Source organism: Desulfoluna spongiiphila, assembly GCF_900101345.1.
Classification (GTDB): Bacteria; Desulfobacterota; Desulfobacteria; order Desulfobacterales; family Desulfolunaceae; genus Desulfoluna; species Desulfoluna spongiiphila.
Genome location: NZ_FMUX01000026.1, coordinates 26551 through 45327, shown reverse-complemented (window position 1 = coordinate 45327; position 18777 = coordinate 26551). Strand labels below are relative to the sequence as shown.

The 18777-nt window shown below is 57.3% G+C and carries 18 protein-coding genes; 14 read left to right on the top strand and 4 right to left on the bottom strand.

All coding sequences use genetic code 11. From position 1 onward, the window contains the following. The first annotated feature begins 50 nt into the window (after window positions 1-50). On the top strand, window positions 51-2006 hold the full coding sequence (locus BLQ12_RS24145; RefSeq protein WP_092215086.1) for an aldehyde ferredoxin oxidoreductase family protein: 1956 nt from the start codon (window positions 51-53) through the stop codon (window positions 2004-2006). A gap of 12 nt (window positions 2007-2018) precedes the next feature. Further along, the gene (locus BLQ12_RS24140) at window positions 2019-2441 is read left to right on the top strand and encodes a 4Fe-4S binding protein (protein ID WP_092215084.1); all 423 of its coding nucleotides are present in this window, start codon (window positions 2019-2021) and stop codon (window positions 2439-2441) included. Between the two features lie 308 nt (window positions 2442-2749). On the opposite strand, the gene BLQ12_RS24135 is transcribed toward BLQ12_RS24140, so the two are convergent. Then, the gene (locus BLQ12_RS24135; RefSeq protein WP_139164094.1) at window positions 2750-3193 is read right to left on the bottom strand and encodes a hypothetical protein; all 444 of its coding nucleotides are present in this window, start codon (window positions 3191-3193) and stop codon (window positions 2750-2752) included. A 361-nt stretch (window positions 3194-3554) separates the two neighbouring features. Here BLQ12_RS24135 and BLQ12_RS24130 point away from each other — a divergent pair, with 361 nt between their 5' ends. From BLQ12_RS24130 to BLQ12_RS24120, 3 genes are all read left to right on the top strand, one after another. Next, a complete protein-coding gene (locus tag BLQ12_RS24130; RefSeq protein ID WP_092215080.1) occupies window positions 3555-5369 on the top strand; it encodes an ABC-F family ATP-binding cassette domain-containing protein in 1815 nt (604 codons plus the stop codon). Window positions 5370-5629: 260 nt separating this feature from the next. After that, window positions 5630-5959, top strand: coding sequence for a PilZ domain-containing protein (locus BLQ12_RS24125; RefSeq protein WP_092215078.1), 330 nt, complete (start codon window positions 5630-5632; stop codon window positions 5957-5959). A gap of 56 nt (window positions 5960-6015) precedes the next feature. Then, window positions 6016-6633 (top strand): TetR/AcrR family transcriptional regulator, encoded by a 618-nt coding sequence (locus BLQ12_RS24120; RefSeq protein ID WP_217640394.1) that lies wholly within the window; start codon window positions 6016-6018, stop codon window positions 6631-6633. A 148-nt stretch (window positions 6634-6781) separates the two neighbouring features. On the opposite strand, the gene BLQ12_RS24115 is transcribed toward BLQ12_RS24120, so the two are convergent. After that, window positions 6782-7357, bottom strand: coding sequence for a recombinase family protein (locus tag BLQ12_RS24115; RefSeq protein WP_092215074.1), 576 nt, complete (start codon window positions 7355-7357; stop codon window positions 6782-6784). Window positions 7358-8029: 672 nt separating this feature from the next. Here BLQ12_RS24115 and BLQ12_RS24110 point away from each other — a divergent pair. After that, the gene (locus BLQ12_RS24110) at window positions 8030-8326 is read left to right on the top strand and encodes a hypothetical protein (protein ID WP_092215072.1); all 297 of its coding nucleotides are present in this window, start codon (window positions 8030-8032) and stop codon (window positions 8324-8326) included. Between the two features lie 224 nt (window positions 8327-8550). After that, window positions 8551-9228, top strand: coding sequence for a response regulator (locus tag BLQ12_RS24105; RefSeq protein ID WP_092215070.1), 678 nt, complete (start codon window positions 8551-8553; stop codon window positions 9226-9228). A 94-nt stretch (window positions 9229-9322) separates the two neighbouring features. Here BLQ12_RS24105 and BLQ12_RS24100 read toward each other — a convergent pair whose 3' ends face one another. Next, window positions 9323-11116 (bottom strand): ARMT1-like domain-containing protein, encoded by a 1794-nt coding sequence (locus BLQ12_RS24100; RefSeq protein ID WP_092215068.1) that lies wholly within the window; start codon window positions 11114-11116, stop codon window positions 9323-9325. Window positions 11117-11263: 147 nt separating this feature from the next. Continuing rightward, window positions 11264-11518: a cytoplasmic protein gene (locus tag BLQ12_RS24095; RefSeq protein ID WP_092215066.1), complete on the bottom strand. Its 255-nt coding sequence runs from the start codon at window positions 11516-11518 to the stop codon at window positions 11264-11266. 291 nt (window positions 11519-11809) lie between these two features. On the opposite strand from BLQ12_RS24095, the gene BLQ12_RS24090 reads away from it, so the two are divergent. The 7 genes from BLQ12_RS24090 to BLQ12_RS24060 all read left to right on the top strand — a co-directional run bounded on the left by BLQ12_RS24090 (window position 11810) and on the right by BLQ12_RS24060 (window position 18447). Further along, window positions 11810-12355 carry a LysM peptidoglycan-binding domain-containing protein gene (locus tag BLQ12_RS24090; protein WP_175470042.1) on the top strand — a complete coding sequence of 182 codons (546 nt, stop codon included), beginning with the start codon at window positions 11810-11812 and terminating at the stop codon, window positions 12353-12355. A 113-nt stretch (window positions 12356-12468) separates the two neighbouring features. Continuing rightward, window positions 12469-12855 (top strand): hypothetical protein, encoded by a 387-nt coding sequence (locus BLQ12_RS24085; protein ID WP_139164092.1) that lies wholly within the window; start codon window positions 12469-12471, stop codon window positions 12853-12855. A 390-nt stretch (window positions 12856-13245) separates the two neighbouring features. Next, entirely contained in the window at window positions 13246-14412 is a 1167-nt protein-coding gene (locus BLQ12_RS24080; protein WP_092215060.1) for a poly(R)-hydroxyalkanoic acid synthase subunit PhaE, read from the top strand. Between the two features lie 11 nt (window positions 14413-14423). Next, a complete protein-coding gene (gene phaC / locus BLQ12_RS24075) occupies window positions 14424-15557 on the top strand; it encodes a class III poly(R)-hydroxyalkanoic acid synthase subunit PhaC (protein ID WP_092215058.1) in 1134 nt (377 codons plus the stop codon). A gap of 52 nt (window positions 15558-15609) precedes the next feature. Then, window positions 15610-16050, top strand: coding sequence for a MaoC family dehydratase (locus BLQ12_RS24070; RefSeq protein WP_092215056.1), 441 nt, complete (start codon window positions 15610-15612; stop codon window positions 16048-16050). 213 nt (window positions 16051-16263) lie between these two features. Beyond that, window positions 16264-18138, top strand: coding sequence for an ABC-F family ATP-binding cassette domain-containing protein (locus tag BLQ12_RS24065; protein ID WP_092215054.1), 1875 nt, complete (start codon window positions 16264-16266; stop codon window positions 18136-18138). Window positions 18139-18240: 102 nt separating this feature from the next. Continuing rightward, the gene (locus tag BLQ12_RS24060; protein ID WP_092215052.1) at window positions 18241-18447 is read left to right on the top strand and encodes a hypothetical protein; all 207 of its coding nucleotides are present in this window, start codon (window positions 18241-18243) and stop codon (window positions 18445-18447) included. Window positions 18448-18777 lie beyond the last annotated feature (330 nt).

Below are 18777 nucleotides of genomic sequence, written 5' to 3'. Positions count from 1 at the left end.
GGCGTGGCTTTTCGTCCGAATTTTGTGGGCATCAGTTTTAGGGAGACATCATGGGTAAAGGATACATGGGCAAGGTCCTCATCGTGGATCTTGGGGATAAGAGCGTCCGGGAAGAAGAGATCCCGGATCGGGTTTACCGGCAGTATCTCTCGGGCATGGGCCTGGGGGCGTACATGCTCTACAGGCACATCCCGGCAGGGGCGGATCCGTTGGGGCCGGACAACATGATCGGGTTTGTTTCAGGGCTTCTCACGGGCACGGGCAGTCTCTTTACCGGTCGGTGGACCCTGGTGGGGAAATCTCCCCTGACCGGAGCCTGGGGGGATGCCAACTGCGGCGGCACCTTTTCACCTGCCATCAAGCGCTGCGGTTACGACGGGATCTTTGTCCGCGGCATCAGTGAGACCCCGGTGACGCTTTACATCGACGACCACGGGGCCGAACTCAGGGACGCCTCGGAGGTGTGGGGCAAGGACACCGTGGAGACCGAGACCCATTTCAGGCAGGGGAGAAAAGGGCGCAAGATCGGTGTGGCCTGTATCGGTCCGGCCGGAGAGAGCGTCTCCCTTATTTCCGGTGTGGCAACGGACTACGGGCGCATGGCGGCCCGTTCGGGGCTCGGGGCGGTGATGGGGTCCAAGCGATTGAAGGCCGTTGTCCTGGCAGGCAACAAGCGCATTTCCCCCCACAACCGCAAGGAGATGAAACGCCTCAGCGCCATCTGCAACAAGTGGGTGCAGTTTCAGCCTCCCTTTATGTCCGCCCCCATGATGGCAGGCACCGGTGCCCTCATGCGGCTTCTTCCGAGTGTCATGGCCCAGGACGGGATCCTTTACAAGATCATGCTGAAAAAATGGGGTACCGTGGCCATGAACCAGATGTCCGTGGAGATGGGGGACTCTCCCATCAAGAACTGGAAGGGGACGAGCAAAGACTGGGGCATGTTCAAGAGTCGCAGCTCAAGCCCGTCGGCCTTTACCCGGTGCGAGCAGGTGAAGTACCACTGCTACTCGTGTCCCCTGGGATGTGGGGGGATCTGCAGCACCGCAGGCAAGTACAGCGAGACGCACAAGCCGGAATACGAAACGGTGCTCTCCCTTGGGGGCCTGCTTCTCAACAAGGACATCGACTCCATCTTTTATTTGAATGAGCTCTTAAACCGTGCGGGCATGGATTCCATCAGCGCGGGGCACGCGGTGGCCTTTGCCATCGAGTGCTACGAGGAAGGGGTCTTCACGAAAAAGGACACAGACGGCCTGGTGCTCACCTGGGGCAACAGCGAGGCCATCGTGGCCCTTATCGAAAAAATGGTGGCGCGCGAGGGGATCGGACACATCCTGGCAGACGGGGTTAAGCAGGCGGCCCCTCGCATCGGCAAGGGCTCCGAGGCATTTGCTGTTCACGCAGGAGGCCAGGAGCCGGCCATGCACGATTCGCGAAACGACCCCGGCTTTGCCCTGCATTACAGCGTGGAGCCCTCACCGGGCAAGCACACCGTGGGATCGGGGCTCTACTACGAGATGTTCAAGCTCTGGCAGGTGGTGGACGATCTGCCAAAGGTCACCCCCTTGTACATGAAGGGCAGCAAGTACAAGGCCGATGAGGAAAAGGCCAAGATCGGGGCTGCCAACAGCCGGTTCATGAATGTGGTCAACGGCTCCGGGGCCTGCCTTTTCGGTACCTTTCTGGGGGCCAGGCGCATGCGGCTGTTCGACTGGCTCAACGCCGCCACCGGCTGGACCCTGACGCCTAACGAGTACATGGAGGTGGGGGCCAACGTGCAGACCCTGCGCCAGGCTTTTAACGTGCGCCACGGCATCGAACCGAAGGATTTCAAGATTTCGGAGCGGGCCCTGGGGCGGCCGGTCCAGTCCAAGGGGGCCAACAAAGGGCGCAGCGTTGCCATTGAAGAGATGATGCGGGACTACTGGACGCAGTTCGGATGGGACCCCGAAACCGGAAAACCCCTGGATGAGACCATCCGGGAACTTGAAGCTGCATTGTAAGGGGGAAGACTCATGGCGTATACCATCACCGATACCTGCACGGGGTGCGGCTCCTGCAGCCGAATCTGCCCCACCCGGGCCATCACCGGAGAAAAGAAAGAGCAGCATACGATCGCTGCCGACTTGTGCATTGAATGTGGCAGCTGCGGGCGGATCTGCCCGGCAGGGGCTGTTTCCGATCCCTTCGGGATTCCGGCCGTGCGCATGAAAAAAAACAGCTGGCCCGCCCCGGTTTTTGACCAGAAGCGCTGTATGGCCTGCGTGATCTGCCTGGATGCCTGCCCCACGGGGTGTCTTATCGTGGGACCGCCCCAGGGCAAGGACCCCAACGGCTACCCCTGCATGGAGGACCTCTCCTCCTGCCTGGGCTGTGGCCTCTGCGCGGCGGATTGCCCCGCCGATGCCATCAGCCTGGCCCCGCGAGAGGTTGCCTGACAAAACGAGTCATTTAAGATTAAAGAAGCCGGAAAAGCCTGCCTCCGGCGGCGAGGTGAGCCACCTCGAAAGCATATTGTCATTGCGGTTTACCCTTCGTTCCTCAGGGGAAGCCGCAATGACGTTTGCTGCCAAAGCGGGGGGAGTGCACGGAATGTCATATAATCTCTGCTCGGCTGAGGACACGGTATCATCATTTCTGGCCGTCCGTGGGAAAAGGGGTATAAAGATACTGGGGAGCCTCTGCGGGTTTGTGTTGATGGTCACTAATTGCCACGTCTCACGTTTTCCTTGACGAAGGATTCCCCTTAGCCCTTAGCCCCGCTTTTCCTCCACCCCGCCTCCGACCACATTTTGTCGTATCGTTTCTCCATTATATAGGCGAGCCACACCTGCTCGTTGGTTGAGAAGAGTTCTTTGGGGCGTTGCTCTGCCTCGGGGCCGTATGGGGTGTCCAGCCATGAGTAGAAGTGAAAGGTGACATCCCGGAAGCTGGTCCCGGCGCCTTCCTGGGCGGTTTCGATGAGCTGGCTGTATCGGGGCAGCCAGGTGTAGCGGGCAAGGGTGACCACCTTGTCGGTGCGCGTTACCCCGAAGCCGTTTTTGATTTCCGGGGCCCCGTACTTGCCCGGGACCCAGAAGAGCACCTCTCCTTCCTCCGTGGCAAAGATGTCGCCTGTTTTGTGGTTCCAGGTTTCTTGAATTTCTCTGGCCCCTTTGCACATGTCGATATATCTGCTACTCTTGTCCATTCCGGTCCGCCTTCTGCTGTCGGGTCCCCGCTGATGTCGCTGTGGGGGGCGGTCCTGAACTAAGTGCCCGTGATTACGAAGGGCTCTTTTCAGGCCGTGGGGTGCGTGGTCACACCACGCCCACCCTGGGAAGCGACAAAACAAAATGGTGAAAGCAAAAACAGTAGTACTCTTTTAAGAAAAACAAAAGGCATTTTTCAGTCATTTGGATACGGACCGGCCTGTCTTCCGGATCCCAGCGGTGGTTGACCACCGTTGGATACCATGGGGAGACGGGATTTCTTTTTTTTAGGGCATTCGCACCGGCATCTTACCGCGCCTTGCGGAAACGCCCCAGAACAATAGAGACACGCAGAGACATATGTCCCTCATCGCACAATACAGGGGGCTGGGCAAATCCTACGGGGCCCGGACCCTCTTTACCGACATATCCATGAATATCCACGAGGGCGACCGCATCGGCCTCATCGGCGTCAACGGCGCCGGAAAATCAACCCTGCTCAAAGTGTTTGCGGAGGTGATCCAGCCGGACGCAGGCGAGGTTGTCATCAAAAAGGGCTTCCGGGCGGTTTACCTTCCCCAGGAGAGCCATTTCGAAGAGGGGAAAACCGTCTCAGGGCTTATTGACGAAACCCTGGACGCCTTCTGCGCCGATGACACCGAGGCCTTCGGCAAGGCCTGGCAGCTCATCGGCCAGGTGGAATTTCCCGACCTGTCGGCCCCCATCGAGACCCTCTCGGGGGGATGGAAGAAACGCCTTGCCGTGGTTCTGGCCCTGATCAAGATGCCGGACCTTCTTTTTCTGGACGAACCCACCAACCACCTTGACCTCTCCGGTATCCTCTGGCTTGAATCGGTGCTCAAGCGTGCCGAATTCGCCTACATCATGATCACCCACGACCGGGCCCTTCTCTCCAATGTCACGGGAATCACCGTGGAGCTGGGCGAGCAGTACCCCGGGGGGTACCTGAAGATCGACGGCAACTACGGGGAGTTCCTGCGACGCCGCGATGAGCTGTTATCCAGCCAGGCAAAGCAGGAGAGTGCCCTGGCTTCGGTGATGCGCAGGGAAAAAGAGTGGCTCGCCCGTAGTCCCAAGGCGCGAACCACCAAGGCGCAGTTCCGCATCGACAACGCAAAGCGTATGGAGGAGGACCTGGCCGACGTCAGGACCCGGAACCGCAGCAACCGGGAAATGGATCTGGATTTTACCTCCACGCAGAGAAAGACCCGTCAGCTGGTCGTGGCCAAAGGCCTGGCGCGGCACCTTGAGGACCGCACCCTGTTTGAGGAACTATCCTTTGTTCTCTCCCCCGGGACCTGCCTGGGGCTGGTGGGGAACAACGGCACAGGAAAATCGACCCTCATGCGCCAGCTCTGCGGCAAGGAGACCCCGGACAAGGGCCTTGTGCGGGAGGCAGAGGGCCTGCGCATCGTTCATTTCGAGCAGGAACGGGACTCTCTTGACCTGGAGATGCCCCTGAGAAAGGCCCTCTCACCGGACAGCGATTCGGTGATCTACCGGGGGCGTCCCCTGCACGTGGTGACCTGGGCCAAGAAGTTTCTCTTCACCCCCGATCAGCTCGACCTGCCCCTGGGCCGCCTCTCCGGCGGAGAGAAGGCCCGCGTGCTCCTGGCCCATCTCATGCGCCAGCCTGCCGATGTCCTGCTTCTGGATGAGCCCACCAACGACCTGGATATCCCGTCCCTTGAGATGCTGGAGGAGAGCCTCCAGGAATTCCAGGGAGCCGTGGTCCTGGCCTCCCACGATCGGTACCTGATGGAGACCATCACCTCGTCCATGCTGGGGTTTCTGGACAAGGGGGGTGTCTTTGCCTGCAGCAGCGTCGACCAGTGGGGCCGTGAGAACCGCCCTGAGCCCGTGAAAAAAAAGGCGGCGCCGGCGAAACAGGCTCGTCAGGAGTCCAAGGCAAAGAAAAAATTCACCTACAAGCACAAGTATGAGCTGGAGCAGATCGAGGCAAAAATCATCGAGGTGGAGGAGGAGGCGGCGCGCCATGAGGCCCGGGTGAACGATCCTGCCATTGCCTCGGACCCGGCGGCGTTGCAGGAGGCCTGCGGGGCTCTGGGCGATGCCCAGAAAGAGGTGGAGGCCCTTTACAGCCGCTGGGAAGCCCTTGAGGAACTCAAGGCAGCCGATGAGGCCGATGCGTGATCCAAGGATTTGGGTGTGGACACAACGATCTGAATTCTATATACTTTTAATCATAAGGCGCCATGGCTCCGGCACATGTGTTTTGTCATAACGGCGATAATGCCCGGGGCATGGTAACCGATGGCGATTACCTTATGTGTTTGATGCGGAAGTCAACGGCCCTATAAACCACCGCTTCCTGCCTTCGGGCACGAAGCGCAGCGACTCCCCTTTTGGGACATCGCATCATAACCGTTTACCAGACAAAGCGGGGTGTTTCGATGACAACAAAGGACAGAGACGGCACTGTTGCAAAGCGGGCCTACGATCGTAAACTTTGTTTTTTTACCGATGTGGATTATGCCCTCTCCGAAGGAGTCTATTCGGATCCGATTCGGGACATCAGTGTCGGCGGGGTGTTCATTGAATCGGAAAACGGACCGCCCACCGGTGAGAGGGTCCAGATGCTCTTTTCCGACTATTCCGGGGTGGACCTTGTCAAGCTCTCAGGGGATGTTGTAAGAAGAGGGGGCAATGGATTTGCCGTTCGTTTTATGTGTGAAAACACCACAGAACTGAACAAATTGAAATCTTATATCAACAGTCTGTAACTCCGTGGGCCGGCCCCGTGCCTTCCGTCGGGGATTGCAGGGTATTTCGGTGGCAGGTGAATGTGAAACAGGGCCTGAAGGAAGGCGACAGCAAAGACCGGATCATCGCATCGGCACAGCAGTGCCTCAGTGAAAAATCCGTGGATAAGACCACCTTGTCTGAGATTGCACGCAGAGCCGGCATCAGCAAGGGAACCCTCTACTACTATTACCCCACAAAAAACGACCTCGTGTTCGATATCGCAGGCATCCATATGGCACAGATCACCGAAAAGGTGTTTGCCATGATGGAGACAGGTGACGAGCACCCCACCTGGGAAGAGGTTCTGGGGACCCTGTTTGAAGGGCTTCTGGGCTCCAAGACCCGAAGCCGGTTGCACCTCTATCTTATCAACGAATCCCTCTCCGGAAACCCGGCATTGAAAGGACGCCTTGAGTCGACCTACGGGCAGTGGTTTCAACTCGTGCAAGACGGGTACCTGCGCATGGTTGGCGGACGCCGTTTTCCTGACGGCTTGGCCCGCCTCCTGGTGGCTGTGCTTGATGGGCTGGTCATTCAGTCCGTGACCTGTGAAGATCGCCTTGAATACAGGAAGCTTGCAGCGGTAGCCGCCTCCCTGGTGACGGGGGTCGGGTGCGGTGCGGTGGGAAATTCCGGCGCTGAGGCTGTTTGAGAGACCCCGGGCATGGCGCCCGGGGCTTGATGGCAGGCAATGAAATAGGGCAGATCGAACCGATGTATATCTGGGGTGATCTTGCAACCGCGGCTACTGGCCGATATGGCCGTAACCTGCGGCTGGTCGATCGTCTGTGCTCCAGGCCCTACTGGTTGCAGAGCCTGTGGATGGTCTGGGCGTGCCAGTGCCCCTTGTTTGAGAAGGTTGGAATCTCTTTTTCGTTGAGGAAGTGGGCGATCTCTTTGTAGGTGGCCCCTTTTTTTCTCAGCTTTTTCATGATCTTGATCGCTTCTCTGCGTTCATCGGCCGGTGAAAGGAGCTGATCATCGGTCAGCTGGGTCAGGCTTACCGGCGCTGCAGGGGATGCCGTCTCAGGCGGTGCGGGCATGGGCCCCCCTTCCGTAAGCCGTTCCAGGATCTTGACGATGTCAATGAAGGCCGCAGCGACCTCTTCGGACGCGATGGTCTGCCGCTCAATAAACCCTTCCTGGATCCTCTGGCTCTCGGTTACCTGCTCAAGGAGCTGGCGAATGGGTGTCAGGAGATCATCCTGACGGTTGTAGTTCCGATTGTCCTGATCCCGGCCCCGGGTGGATTGCCCGCGACGCTCGTTGCCCCGGCGGTCCTGGGAATAGTACCCGCCTCCGGTGTTATAGCTCCCGGTGCGTTTGCCGGGATAACGTCCCTGTGAGTTTCTCACGGTTTTCAGGAATTCACTCATGTGTACCTCCATGTCGGTGTGTACCGTCGTCCCACCAAAAGCCGGGAAAGCCTGAGGCGGACGATGAATCGATTGTAAATCGGGATGAATCGATTGATGTTGCTTATGCCGTTGACGCCGGAGGAGTGTTGTTGCGAATAGCGGAAGAACCGGGCGCTTCTGGTTCGTCTGTTGAATTGGGGAGAACAATCTTCAATTCACCTACTTCTATATATCGGAACCCAGATATATACACTTTAGATTATAATGTAAAGTGGGATATTACCAGCAGTTTCGGGAGGAGGCCCCATTGAATTGATGGGGTTGTCTCATGGATAAACGTCATCATTCGATCGTATGATCGTGAACGTCAATCTCTGCCGCGAATTTCATCCGTTGATCCCCCTCTCCGGGGCTGTGCCCCGACCTCTTGCTGCATGTTTCAGGCTCCCGTAGAATTTTCTTTCGACATCCCGGCGGCCGGGACATATGGAGATTTTTGTCGTATTGGTACCTTTTTTTCGGGTGGGTGCTGTGGCTTTGCGTCGCCCCGGAAAGGGTGCTGGCCGGCGAGCCTGTCCTTTGCGGCCCGGCGGGTACCGATGATGCCATGTCAACCAAACGATACGTCCGGATACCGGCAGGAATGGACGTGCTGTTGACGTTTTCGCAGCCGGTATGAAAGGAGCGGGTATGGGGCAGATTCCTGCGGGAAAAAGAGGGCAAGCCAAGGACGGGGCCCGTCTGTGTACCTCTTTGCTGTGGCACCTGGCCGAAAAAGGTCACTCCCCTGACGAGATCCATCGCATGGTCAAAGATGTGTTCCATCTGATTAGAGACGGCGGGAGCTTTACCGTTGCCATCGTCAACGAGGCCATGGAGGGGCGGGGGTGGCCGCCTGCGGTCCTCGATGAGACCACCTTCAACATGATGGTGGGGCTCTTTGAAAGTGAAATGGGGTTTTCCGTCACATCCCATAGCGTCAATTAGCCTGAAACCTTCAGGCTGGCGGAGCGCATCTCCTGCGGTACTATTACAATGCAGCCCTTTGACGGCCGATTTATTCTATTGACAGTTGCCCTCCTCTTTTTTATTACTAAACAAGTTTTTTTTAGAAGATCATCCGTTCGCGAAATGCGAATTACCGGGTGACCCCGCCGACTTTCCCATCTTGCAAGGGCCAACATGTCCGAACAGTCAGAGGAGATGCGTCCGTGAGTCAGACAAAGAATATATTGATTATTGATGACCACCCGTTGTTTCGGGAGGGTCTGAAGACCATTGTGGAACGGGACAAACGCTTTAAAGTGGTGGGAGAGGCCGGAAACGGCCGGCAGGGGCTCAAGATGGCCCGGCAGTTGAAACCGGACCTTTCGGTGGTGGATATTTCACTGCCGGACATCAACGGGGTCCAGGTGGCGACGGAGATGCGCTCCTACCTTCCGGAGACCAAGATCATGATCGTCAGCATGCATTCAAAAATCGATTACATTGCCGAGGCGTTCCAAGCCGGGGCCACGGGCTACGTGGCCAAGGATTCGGCCTCGGATCGATTGATTCAAGGCATTGAATCCGTGCTGAAGGGCGAGTACTTCCTGGACAGCTCCGTCTCCCACCAGGTGGTGGAGAAGCTGATGAAGTTTCCGGTGAAGGACGCCAAGATCACCGACGCCGATTACGGCTCCCTGACTCCCCGTGAGCAGGAGGTGATGCGCCTGCTGGCCGAAGGGTCCACCCCCAAGGAGATCGCCGACAAGCTGTGTATCAGCCCGAAGACCGTTGAGAACCATCGGGCCAATATCATGAAGAAGCTGGGGATACATTCCACCATGGAGCTTGTGCGGTATGCTGCCCGGTTGGGGCTCATTGATGTGGAGCTCTGGAAAGAGTAAAGGGTCGGACCGGGTTCAAGGATCTTGATGAATCATGGCAGACACGGCGCGTTCGAGGCAATCGAACGCGCCGTTTTTTATTGGGGGCGCGGCACTATTCGTGGGGGATCTGGGCGGCGTGACCGAGGCGCTGGTCGTACATCTTCCCGATTCCGTAGTCCCGCCTTCGCATGAACTTTTCCGTGGCCGGTCCGATGATCTGCATCTCCGGGTGCACCTGCTGCACCTCCATGGCGATTTTCATCTCCTTGGTGCAGCCCGTGCTGTAGGTGGCGTCCTTGCCCACCCACTCCGGGGGCACCTTTTCTCCCATGAGCTGAAAGGCAGTGACGATGTCCTGGTAGGTCTGGAAACGCCAGATGTCAATGTAGCCGCTTCGCTGCACGATTTCCCACATGAACATCAGGTCGTCGGCATCCATTCCCGGTTCATAGTAGAGGGAGGGGTTGATGATGTGGGTCTGGGAGAACTGCTCTTCCAGGTGGGCGATAAAGACGGTCATGAGTTTTTTTGCCACATCGATTTTTCCTGGGATGGAGCCGATGATGCCGCTGTAAAAAGAGACGGCCATGCCATCATCCTTGGCCGCTTTCATATCGCTGATGATGGTCTGGGCTTTGCGCTCCAGGTCTTTGTGGGAAAATTTGATGGCCTGGGGGGATTTGGGGTTGAAGTCGATGGCCACCCCGCTGGCGTCGGCGCAGATGCTGTAGATGTCCTGGGTAAAATGAAACGGGGTGTCAAAGAGGCGGTTTTTCTGTTCCGGACCCCTTGCGACGATGCAGTCCACCTCTTTGAACAGCCGGGCAAAGGTGGTGGAGGTGAGCAGCAGGTTGAGCTTCTCGTGGGTTCCGTCGGAGAGAATCAACAGGTTGCTCTCCTGGCGCAGGATGTCCACGAGTTGGTTTTTGGTGAGGGTGTCGCTGCGGATGAAAAAAGATCCGTCCAGGGCGTGGGCCAGGGTGGGGTCCTCCTGGGTGCCCATGATTTCGGCCTTGGAAAAAAGGGGGCCCGCCTTAAACGCCACAACCACCTTGTGGCCCAGGGAGACGAGGTAGCGGATGATGGCCAGGTCCACCATCACCTCACCGGATTCGTTGGCAAGCCACAAGATGGTACGACGGTCGGCTTCCGGGGATCGTTCCCCGGAGGCGGGGATGCCGAGGAAGTTGAAAAAAGCGGTGGCTGCGTCGCCGGAGACGGGCAGTTTAAAAAGGGTCTGGATGGCCTCTTCGGTGCCCGGGGCGGTCCGGTCGCCCGTCCAGATCTCCGGGGCGGTGAGAAGGCTCAGCAGACGCTTGACAGCCAGGTGGTCAAGGCGGGTGCGCACCTGGTCCATGGCCCGGGCCGGGGTCATGTCGGCGTCACCGATGTGCTGAAAGGCGTCCCTGAAGAGGTCGGATGCCAGGAAGTCGGCGGCGGTTTTGTTGCGTTTCAGCTTGGTCTCCTGGAAAGGGTCGGCGATGTGGGTGCGGTTGAGAAAGATACGCAGGAGCCGCTTTTCCACCCGGGAGGGGATCATGATCTCATCCCGGGTTTCGTGGGCGTATTTGGTCTTGATGAGGGTGGTGAGATAGGCCCTCTCCTTGGGGTCTTCAATGGTTGCCTCAATGAGGGCCAGGATGTGGTCCAGGGCGGTGCGGTACCGCAGCTGAAGGTACGGGGAGGGCGCGCGGCTCATCACTTCCCGGAACGTGGCCTCCGAGCAGGGGAAATAGCGCTCCTGCTCGTCAAGGAACACCATGAACTTGACCTGTTCCGGGGTGGCGACTTCACCGGGGTAGGCGAAGTAGTCTAGGTGGTTTTCAAGAACAAAGGTGGTGAACCATGCATCGGTGTCCGGATCGACTCCCGGTGTGTAGGGGGCTGGCGTGGGGGCAGGGCGCATTGTTTTTCTCCCGTCGGTGGTTTGAATTTGGGGTTGGGGGCCAAAGCCGTCAATCCCGCGGGCGCCTAAATACAAGGGGCTCGTTCCCTGTTTCGAGGGCGTCACCACGGGTTGATTGATGGGCATCTCAGTGACGGACGTACGGTCTCAATGGGTGCCGTCTTTCAGGAAATGGCGGTGATACTCCGGCTCGGTGAGGTGTTTTTTGAGAAGGGAGGTCAGGAGGCTGTAGATGGCGTCACGGTCTTCCTGATCCAGTTTTGTCATTATGAGATCGAGAAACGAGTCGTCGGAAAATTTTTGAAGGTAGTACTTGAGGGTGTCGAGGTCTCCTTCGAGATCCCATCCATACATGGCGATTCCTGTGTATTCTTCAACAAAACGGTAGGTGTGTTTGCTCATGGTGAGACAGTTGCTCCTGCTATGGTTTGTCTGTTTTTTTTCATGTGAATGGCATCTCTCCCCGCAAAGACCCAAAGGGTGCTTTGCGCCTCTTCGGGGCAATCAGCCCGCGCCGCATACCCTTTTTAGATTTGGGTTTGCGGTCGGGGGTGTGCTACATATTTATCATAACCGGGGGCCTTGTTAAAATACCAGCCCAAAGAAGGCAAGGAACCCAAAAAAACATGATGCGTGGCGATGGAGCGGGTGTGGGCCTAAGGGCCATGAATGTTCAGAGTAATCGGGGATGTGATGGTTAAGTTTATCTCGTTGAAAGTAGTGGGCCTGGTGTGTGTCGGCCTTTTATGTCTTGTCGGTTCGATGTATCTGGTACCACGGGGGAACGGGGATGGCCCCGGTTCTGCAACGGCGGGGGGTGCCTCCGAGGCTCTGGCGGAGCAGGTCAGGGCACTGGATGTCCGGCTCTTAAGGCTTGAGACTCTCCTGGCGGAAGGGGGCCACAGCGGCCAGGGGGACATCGACACCATGAAGCAGCAGATCCACGGCCTTCAATCCCTTGTGGTGGGGGTGGCTAAGCGGTTGGAACGGCATGAAAAAAGAGTTGACAATCGTGCGAAAACGAAAGATAACGTAGTAAAAGTAGAAAAAAGGGCCGCGCCCAGAAGGCCCTCCGTTCCATCGCGCTCTTCGTATCACGTCGTAAGGCAAGGGGAGACGCTCTACAGGATCAGTAAAAAATACAACGTCTCCGAGCACGACCTGATCCGTTTGAACGGCCTGAAAGACAGAACCCGTATCTACGTCGGTCAACGGCTGCGGGTAAGCGCTTCACATTAAGAACAAACGCCTGTTTGCCCGCACTCGGTTTTATTAGTTGTCGTTTTTCGTTCCATACCAACAGCCGGTTGCCCCATAACCAAGGCCAGGGACCTATGGACAAGCCACACGACATGGATGACACGACCCTTCTCTCCCGTCGGTTTCATGCGTTGATGAACAGATTTCAGCGTCTCATCAACGAATTGGATTCGCCGCGCCCTGAAAGTGGCGGGGAGACATCGGCCCGTGTCACAAGGGACCGCAAAGCCTACACGGTCCATGCCTCCGATCCCTTTGATGAGAAACGGCAGCAAGCGTTGATCAAGGTGATGGACGATGCCTTGAAACAGATCGAGAAGCTTGACTCTGCCGCCCCCTCTCCCCTCCCTGACCCCACATGCCAAACCGGTTTTTGTCTGACAAAAAAAGTGTTTACACCGGAAGAGCTTCATTTTCTTGAAGAGACGCTCCGCACCTGCCACCCTGCGCCGGATGGGAACATTCGCAGCGACAGGTAGCGGCTTGTGACTATCCCCTGATGGTTTTTACCCATGATTTTAAGGGTATTGTCCCGGACAATTGTTCGCTTGGGGGATCTCCACGAAAAATTGAGATATCTGCCTTATGGACAGTGCTCCTGCATTCAGTGGTATAAACGGTGCACAGGTTCCCGGGAATGTTTCGCTGACCCGACCTAAATAATATGCTCTCCTGATTCAATTCCCGGTCCGAATGACCTCCTGCCTGGCGCAGGCAGGGATTTTTACGATTTTCAGCCACTCAATTCGTCCCGACCAGACCCAATCGAAGAACACAGGGGAGGCCATGCCTTTTCTGTTCGGCTGGGGCTGCTTAATCTGCTTCGTCTGTTTACGTTAACCTGCTGACATTATAAGAAGGAAAAGGACATGACTCGAAAAGATTCAAAAGGAATGGATCCCTCTCAGTTCATGGATGCCGTGGTTAAGAACTCAACGCGATTTTGGGAAGGCATGGCAGGATTTTCCTGGCCGGGTCAGGGGGCGGATGCCGGAAGCGGTGGAACCGGTGAGTACAACCCCTGGGAACCCTGGGAACCAGCCATGGACGCATGGAAACAGTTTCAGGAGTCGTGTTCCCCGGAGGCCTTTTCCGATCCGTTCGGCAAGGTCAGGGAAGAGGGGTTCAAACAGTTCGAAAAGATGGCCAAGAGCGGGTGGGAAAACTTTGTCTCCATGGGCATGGGTGAGGGCATGGGACCTTCCATGAACTGGACCCAGCCCCCCTTCGGAATGGGTGTTCCTGAGATGTTTGGCGGCAAGGGTACTTTTAAGGAGCTGTTTAAACTGATGTCCGGAGAGATGAACCGGTTCATCTCCATTCCCCCCCTGGGGCTTTCGCGAAATTACCAGGAGAAGGTGGTGGAGGTGGTGGAAAAGGGCAACCAGTTTCTTCTGACCCTGGCTGAGTACATGTTCCTCATGTTCTCGCCCCTGGAGCAGTCCATGCGGATGGTGCAGGCCACCATGGAGGGCCTTACCGATGAGCAGCGTCGCACCCTGACCCCTGAAACCGTGTATGAGACCTGGCTGAAGGAACTGGAGCAGGGTTACTTTACCCTGTATGGGTCCGAGGAGTACCTGGGGCTGCTCAAGCGTCTTGTCTCGGCCATGGGAGAGTTCAATATGGCCCGCCAGAATTTCATCAGTGACTTTTTGAAGTTGATGGGCGTTCCTTCCGAAAACGATCTGGACGATCTGTACCGGGATCTCTACAGCATCAAAAAGAAGCTTTCGTCCTTAGAAAATTCCGTGGAGACACTGGTCCAGGCTGCCAAGGCCCCGAAGCCGGCTGAAAAAAAAGCGGCGAAACCCAAGGCCGCCGCCAAGACAGCCAAACCTGCCGCCAAGGCCCCGGTGAAGCCCAAAGAGGCACCCAAAGCCACCAAGACGTCTGCGGTTCAGGCCAAGCCGACAGAGGCGACCCGGACAGCAAGCCCCACCGGGAAGGCTCCTGCCTCGTCGGCGGCGAAAAGTCCGGACAAGGCCGGCAAACCTTCAAAACCATCGGCAATACCGGCCGGTAAAACCCCATAGGAGGGCTGCTCATGGAACGTATGGCAAATCCTGTGGTGGATGCGTTCACCTCGCTGATGGCGTACGGTACCGACAGCCTGAACAGAGCACGTCAGGGAATGGAGGTGTTTGAGTCAGATCTTGACACCTCCATTGCCGATACCCCGTTTGAGGTGGTGTTCGAGATAGACCGCGTGAAGCTGAAGCACTACCGCTCCCAGACACGGAAAAAGGCGTTTCAGCGGCCCCTGCTGGTGGTGTATGCCCTGATCAACCGGGAAACCATGCTGGATCTCCAGCCGGGGCGCAGTGTGCTGGAGATTTTTCTTGAGAGCGGGCTGGATGTCTACATGGTGGATTGGGGATACCCCACCCGGAAGGATCAGCACCTCACCATCGACGATCATGTGAACGGGTACATGGACAAGATCGTTGATTTTGTCCTGGCAAAGGAAGAGCTGCCAACCCTGAACCTGATGGGAATCTGCATGGGGGGCACCTTCAGCACCATGTATGCGGCACTCCACCCTGAAAAGATCAACAGCCTCATCACCACCGTGACCCCCACCAACTTCGACACCAACGACGGGTTTCTCCACAGCTGGATGAAAGAGCTGGACGTGGACAAGCTCATCGGCGCCTGGGGGAACATGCCCGCCGACGTCATGAACCTGGGGTTCCTCCTGCTTAACCCGGCGCGTCTTATGCTGGATAAATACAACAACTTTGCACGGAATATGGGGGACAGGGATTTTGTCGAGAACTTTGTGCGGATGGAGAAGTGGATTTTCGACAGCCCCGATGTCCCCGGGGCCACCTTTCGGCAGTTTATCACGGACTGTTACCAGCAAAACCTGTTGATCCAGAACAAGATGGTTTTAGGGGGGGAGACCGTGGATTTGCGAAACATCACCATGCCCCTTCTTAACATCTACGGCAAGAAGGACCACCTTGTGCCGCCGGAGGCCTGCAACCGGTTGATCAGTGCCGTGGGAAGCCGGGATGCCCGGGATCTTTGCATCAATACCGGACACATCGGTATCTACGTCAGCTCCAGGTCCCAGAAAGAGTTTGCACCGGAAATTATCCAGTGGCTGGCCGATCGCGAGTCCGGAAGGGGCTTTCGGCATGGGCATCGGCCACCTGAGATGCCAAAGGCCGGGTAAGGCGGTTTCCTGCACACCAAACACCAGACAGGCGGGTGAATAAGGAGAGGGCATGAACGGGAAAAGCATCGATGATATCACCGTGGGGGATCACGCGGAGGTGGCCAAGACGATCTCCGAATCGGATGTCTATACCTTTGCCGGGGTAACCGGGGATTTCAACCCGGCCCATGTGAATGAGCATTACGCCAGCGGGACTTTTTTCAAGCGGCGCATCGCCCACGGCATGCTGTCGGCCGGTCTTATCTCCAATGTGCTTGGCACGCATCTGCCGGGCCCCGGGGCCGTCTACCTGAGCCAGGAGCTTAAATTTACGGCCCCGGTTTACATCGGCGATACCATCACGGCGCGGGCCGAGGTCGTGGAGGTGTTGGCGGAGAAGAACCGCGTGATTCTGCAGACGGTCTGCACCAATCAGGACGGCACCGTGGTGATCACGGGCACGGCCCTGATGAGCCCCATGAAGAAGAAGGCGGCGGCACAGGCCAGCTGACGGCAACCCGTGACAAACGAGGCAACTGAAGAGCCCCCGGAATCCCAGCCCAAGGGCAGGGATTTCGGGGGTTTTTTGTGTGCTCGAGCCGGTTTTCCGGTGCCTTCATGACCTGCCCCGACGTTGACAAGGGGGCGGCCCTTCGATATAACCCGCATATTTTGTAAGGAAGTGTTGGAATCAACCGGAACGAAAGGCAATCTTGGGACAGCGATGGTCAACCTCGAAAACATCACCAAAAGCTATGGTGGGCAGCAGCTCTTTGACGACGTCAGCTTTAAGATCAACACAAGGGAACGCGTGGGGCTGGTGGGTCGCAACGGTCATGGGAAAACCACCCTTTTTCGCCTGATTACAGGGGAGGAAGAGGCCGACTCCGGCCAGGTGACCATTCCGAAAAACTATCGCATCGGCTACGTCACGCAGCACATTCGTTTCACCGAAGAGACGGTCCTTGAGGAGGCTGCCTTGGGGCTGCCAGACCACGATTCGGATCAGCTCTGGAAGGTGGAGAAGATCCTTGCGGGGCTGGGGTTTTCCCAGGAAGCCATGGGGCAGCACCCCGGGGATTTTTCCGGAGGGTTCCAGGTCCGCCTGAACCTTGCCCGCGTGCTGGTGTCCGACCCGGATCTCCTGCTTCTCGACGAACCCACCAACTATCTGGACATCACCTCCATCCGCTGGATCGAGGGCTTTTTGAAGGCATGGCCCCGTGAGTTGCTTCTCATTACCCACGATAGGGGATTCATGGACCGGGTGGTGAGTCACACCGTGGGGATCCACAGGGGTCGGGTCCGCAAGGTGACGGGCAACACCGAGGCCTGCTACACCCAGATCGCCCAGGAAGAAGAGATCTACGAGAAGACCCGTCTCAATGATGAAAAAAAACGCAAGGAGATGGAGCAGTTCATTTCCCGGTTCCGGGCCAAGGCGCGCCTTGCCAATATGGTGCAGTCCCGCGTAAAGACCTTGAACAAGATGGAGAAGAAGGACAAGCTCGCCTCCCTGGACACCCTGGGGTTCAGCTTTCGAAGCTGCCCCATCAAGGGCAAGCAGCTGTACACGGCGGAGAACCTCTCCTTCGGGTATGACGGCGGGCCGGAGCTGATCCGCAATTTTTCCCTTACCCTGGGGCCCAGGGATCGCATCTGCGTGGTGGGGCAGAACGGGCGGGGCAAAACCACCCTTTTGAAGCTTTTGGCAGGGGAGTTGACGCCCAAGGCCGGCACCATTACCCATCACCCGTCAGCGGCTCCCGGATTTTACGAGCAGACCAACGTCAGCAGCATCAACCCCATGCGCTCCGTGGAGGACGAGATCCTCTGCGCCCACCCCGATGTGGAACGCCAGCAGGCTAGAAACATCTGCGGTGCCATGATGTTCGAAGGGGACCAAGCCCTGAAGAAGTGCTCGGTGCTCTCCGGTGGGGAGAAGAGCCGGGTGATGCTCGGTAAGCTTCTGGTGACCCCCTTGAACCTGTTGTTCCTTGACGAACCCACCAACCACCTGGACATGGAATCCTGTGATTCCCTGATGGCCGCCGTGGACAATTTTGACGGCACGGTGGTGATGGTCACCCATAACGAGCTGTTTCTCCATGCGGTGGCGACCCGGCTGGTGGTGTTCCGAAACGGCGGGGTGGAGCTGTTTGACGGCACCTATGCCGAGTTCCTTGAGAAGGTGGGGTGGGGCGATGACCCGGAGGGCACCGTATCCGAAACCCTTGCCATGGACACGGAGGAGGCTTCGGCTCCGAAAAAATCCGTGGGGAAAAAGGAGAGCCGCAAGTTGCGTTCCGCCATCATTTCAAGGCGGAACAAAGAGACCGCCCCCTTGCGAAAGAAGATGGCCGCTGCCGAAGAGGCCATCGATGCCAGCGAAAAAGAGATCAACCGGATCAACGACGACCTGCTGGAGGCCACCCAGGCCGGTGATTCGGGTCGGATTACCTCTTTGTCCAAGGAGTTGCACCACCACAACTCCGTCATTGACGAAGGGTTTGAGGTGCTGGAGACGTCTTCCGATGAACTTGATCGTCTGGAGGCCTCGTTTAACGCGGAGCTTGAAGAACTGGGCGGCGCTGTGTAAGCTGTACCAACGCGAGTGCGGGGCCCATGATCCGTGGCCCCAGGGGGAGGGCTCCCTTGTCCGGGGCCGACCTGTTTCGACAGATACGAAGGGGGAGAGGCGATGAAGAAAATCTGGGGCGTTATGCTGTTGCTGATGGGGCTGGCCATGTTTTTCACCATTCCGTCCAAGGCGCGGCAGATCCAGGAGATCCGTGATCTTTCGGGGGGGACGGTCCTCATGATGAAATTTTGCTTTTACACCATCAGTATCCTTCTGATGGGCGGCGGCGTTCAAAAGCTTAAAGGTCTTCCGAAAAAGGATTCCTGACCAGGGGCGCTGACTCGTTTTGATCGGCGACTGCTTTGGTCTTGAAATAAAAAAGGTTTATATCTTCCAAGGTTTGCATTAATCTTGGAAGAGCCGTTCGTACCGGCTTCCCACCGAAGACGACGAGAAAAAGGTCGACACCATCCCGCCGCGTCCCTGCAACCGGGGTAAGGGACGCCATCTTGTCACCGGGCAGTTCATGTGAAACAAAAAGGGTACGAACCCATCTTCCATAAATAAAAGATCCCACAACGATGGCGACCCCAGGAGCCGTCCCCTTCTTTTCCTTTTTGAGGGCCCCTGCGGGGCAGCCTTGCGGTGATTACGTAA

Excerpts from the sequence above, each read along its gene's own strand:
- BLQ12_RS24135 (WP_139164094.1), bottom strand. The coding sequence starts at position 3,193 with ATGGACAAGAGTAGCAGATATATCGACATGTGCAAAGGGGCCAGAGAA.
- BLQ12_RS24140 (WP_092215084.1), top strand. The coding sequence starts at position 2,019 with ATGGCGTATACCATCACCGATACCTGCACGGGGTGCGGCTCCTGCAGC.
- BLQ12_RS24090 (WP_175470042.1), top strand. The coding sequence starts at position 11,810 with ATGGTTAAGTTTATCTCGTTGAAAGTAGTGGGCCTGGTGTGTGTCGGC.
- BLQ12_RS24085 (WP_139164092.1), top strand. The coding sequence starts at position 12,469 with ATGGATGACACGACCCTTCTCTCCCGTCGGTTTCATGCGTTGATGAAC.
- BLQ12_RS24095 (WP_092215066.1), bottom strand. The coding sequence starts at position 11,518 with ATGAGCAAACACACCTACCGTTTTGTTGAAGAATACACAGGAATCGCC.
- phaC (WP_092215058.1), top strand. The coding sequence starts at position 14,424 with ATGGAACGTATGGCAAATCCTGTGGTGGATGCGTTCACCTCGCTGATG.
- BLQ12_RS24060 (WP_092215052.1), top strand. The coding sequence starts at position 18,241 with ATGAAGAAAATCTGGGGCGTTATGCTGTTGCTGATGGGGCTGGCCATG.
- BLQ12_RS24130 (WP_092215080.1), top strand. The coding sequence starts at position 3,555 with ATGTCCCTCATCGCACAATACAGGGGGCTGGGCAAATCCTACGGGGCC.
- BLQ12_RS24080 (WP_092215060.1), top strand. The coding sequence starts at position 13,246 with ATGACTCGAAAAGATTCAAAAGGAATGGATCCCTCTCAGTTCATGGAT.
- BLQ12_RS24065 (WP_092215054.1), top strand. The coding sequence starts at position 16,264 with ATGGTCAACCTCGAAAACATCACCAAAAGCTATGGTGGGCAGCAGCTC.
- BLQ12_RS24100 (WP_092215068.1), bottom strand. The coding sequence starts at position 11,116 with ATGCGCCCTGCCCCCACGCCAGCCCCCTACACACCGGGAGTCGATCCG.
- BLQ12_RS24145 (WP_092215086.1), top strand. The coding sequence starts at position 51 with ATGGGTAAAGGATACATGGGCAAGGTCCTCATCGTGGATCTTGGGGAT.
- BLQ12_RS24115 (WP_092215074.1), bottom strand. The coding sequence starts at position 7,357 with ATGAGTGAATTCCTGAAAACCGTGAGAAACTCACAGGGACGTTATCCC.
- BLQ12_RS24070 (WP_092215056.1), top strand. The coding sequence starts at position 15,610 with ATGAACGGGAAAAGCATCGATGATATCACCGTGGGGGATCACGCGGAG.
- BLQ12_RS24110 (WP_092215072.1), top strand. The coding sequence starts at position 8,030 with ATGGGGCAGATTCCTGCGGGAAAAAGAGGGCAAGCCAAGGACGGGGCC.
- BLQ12_RS24125 (WP_092215078.1), top strand. The coding sequence starts at position 5,630 with ATGACAACAAAGGACAGAGACGGCACTGTTGCAAAGCGGGCCTACGAT.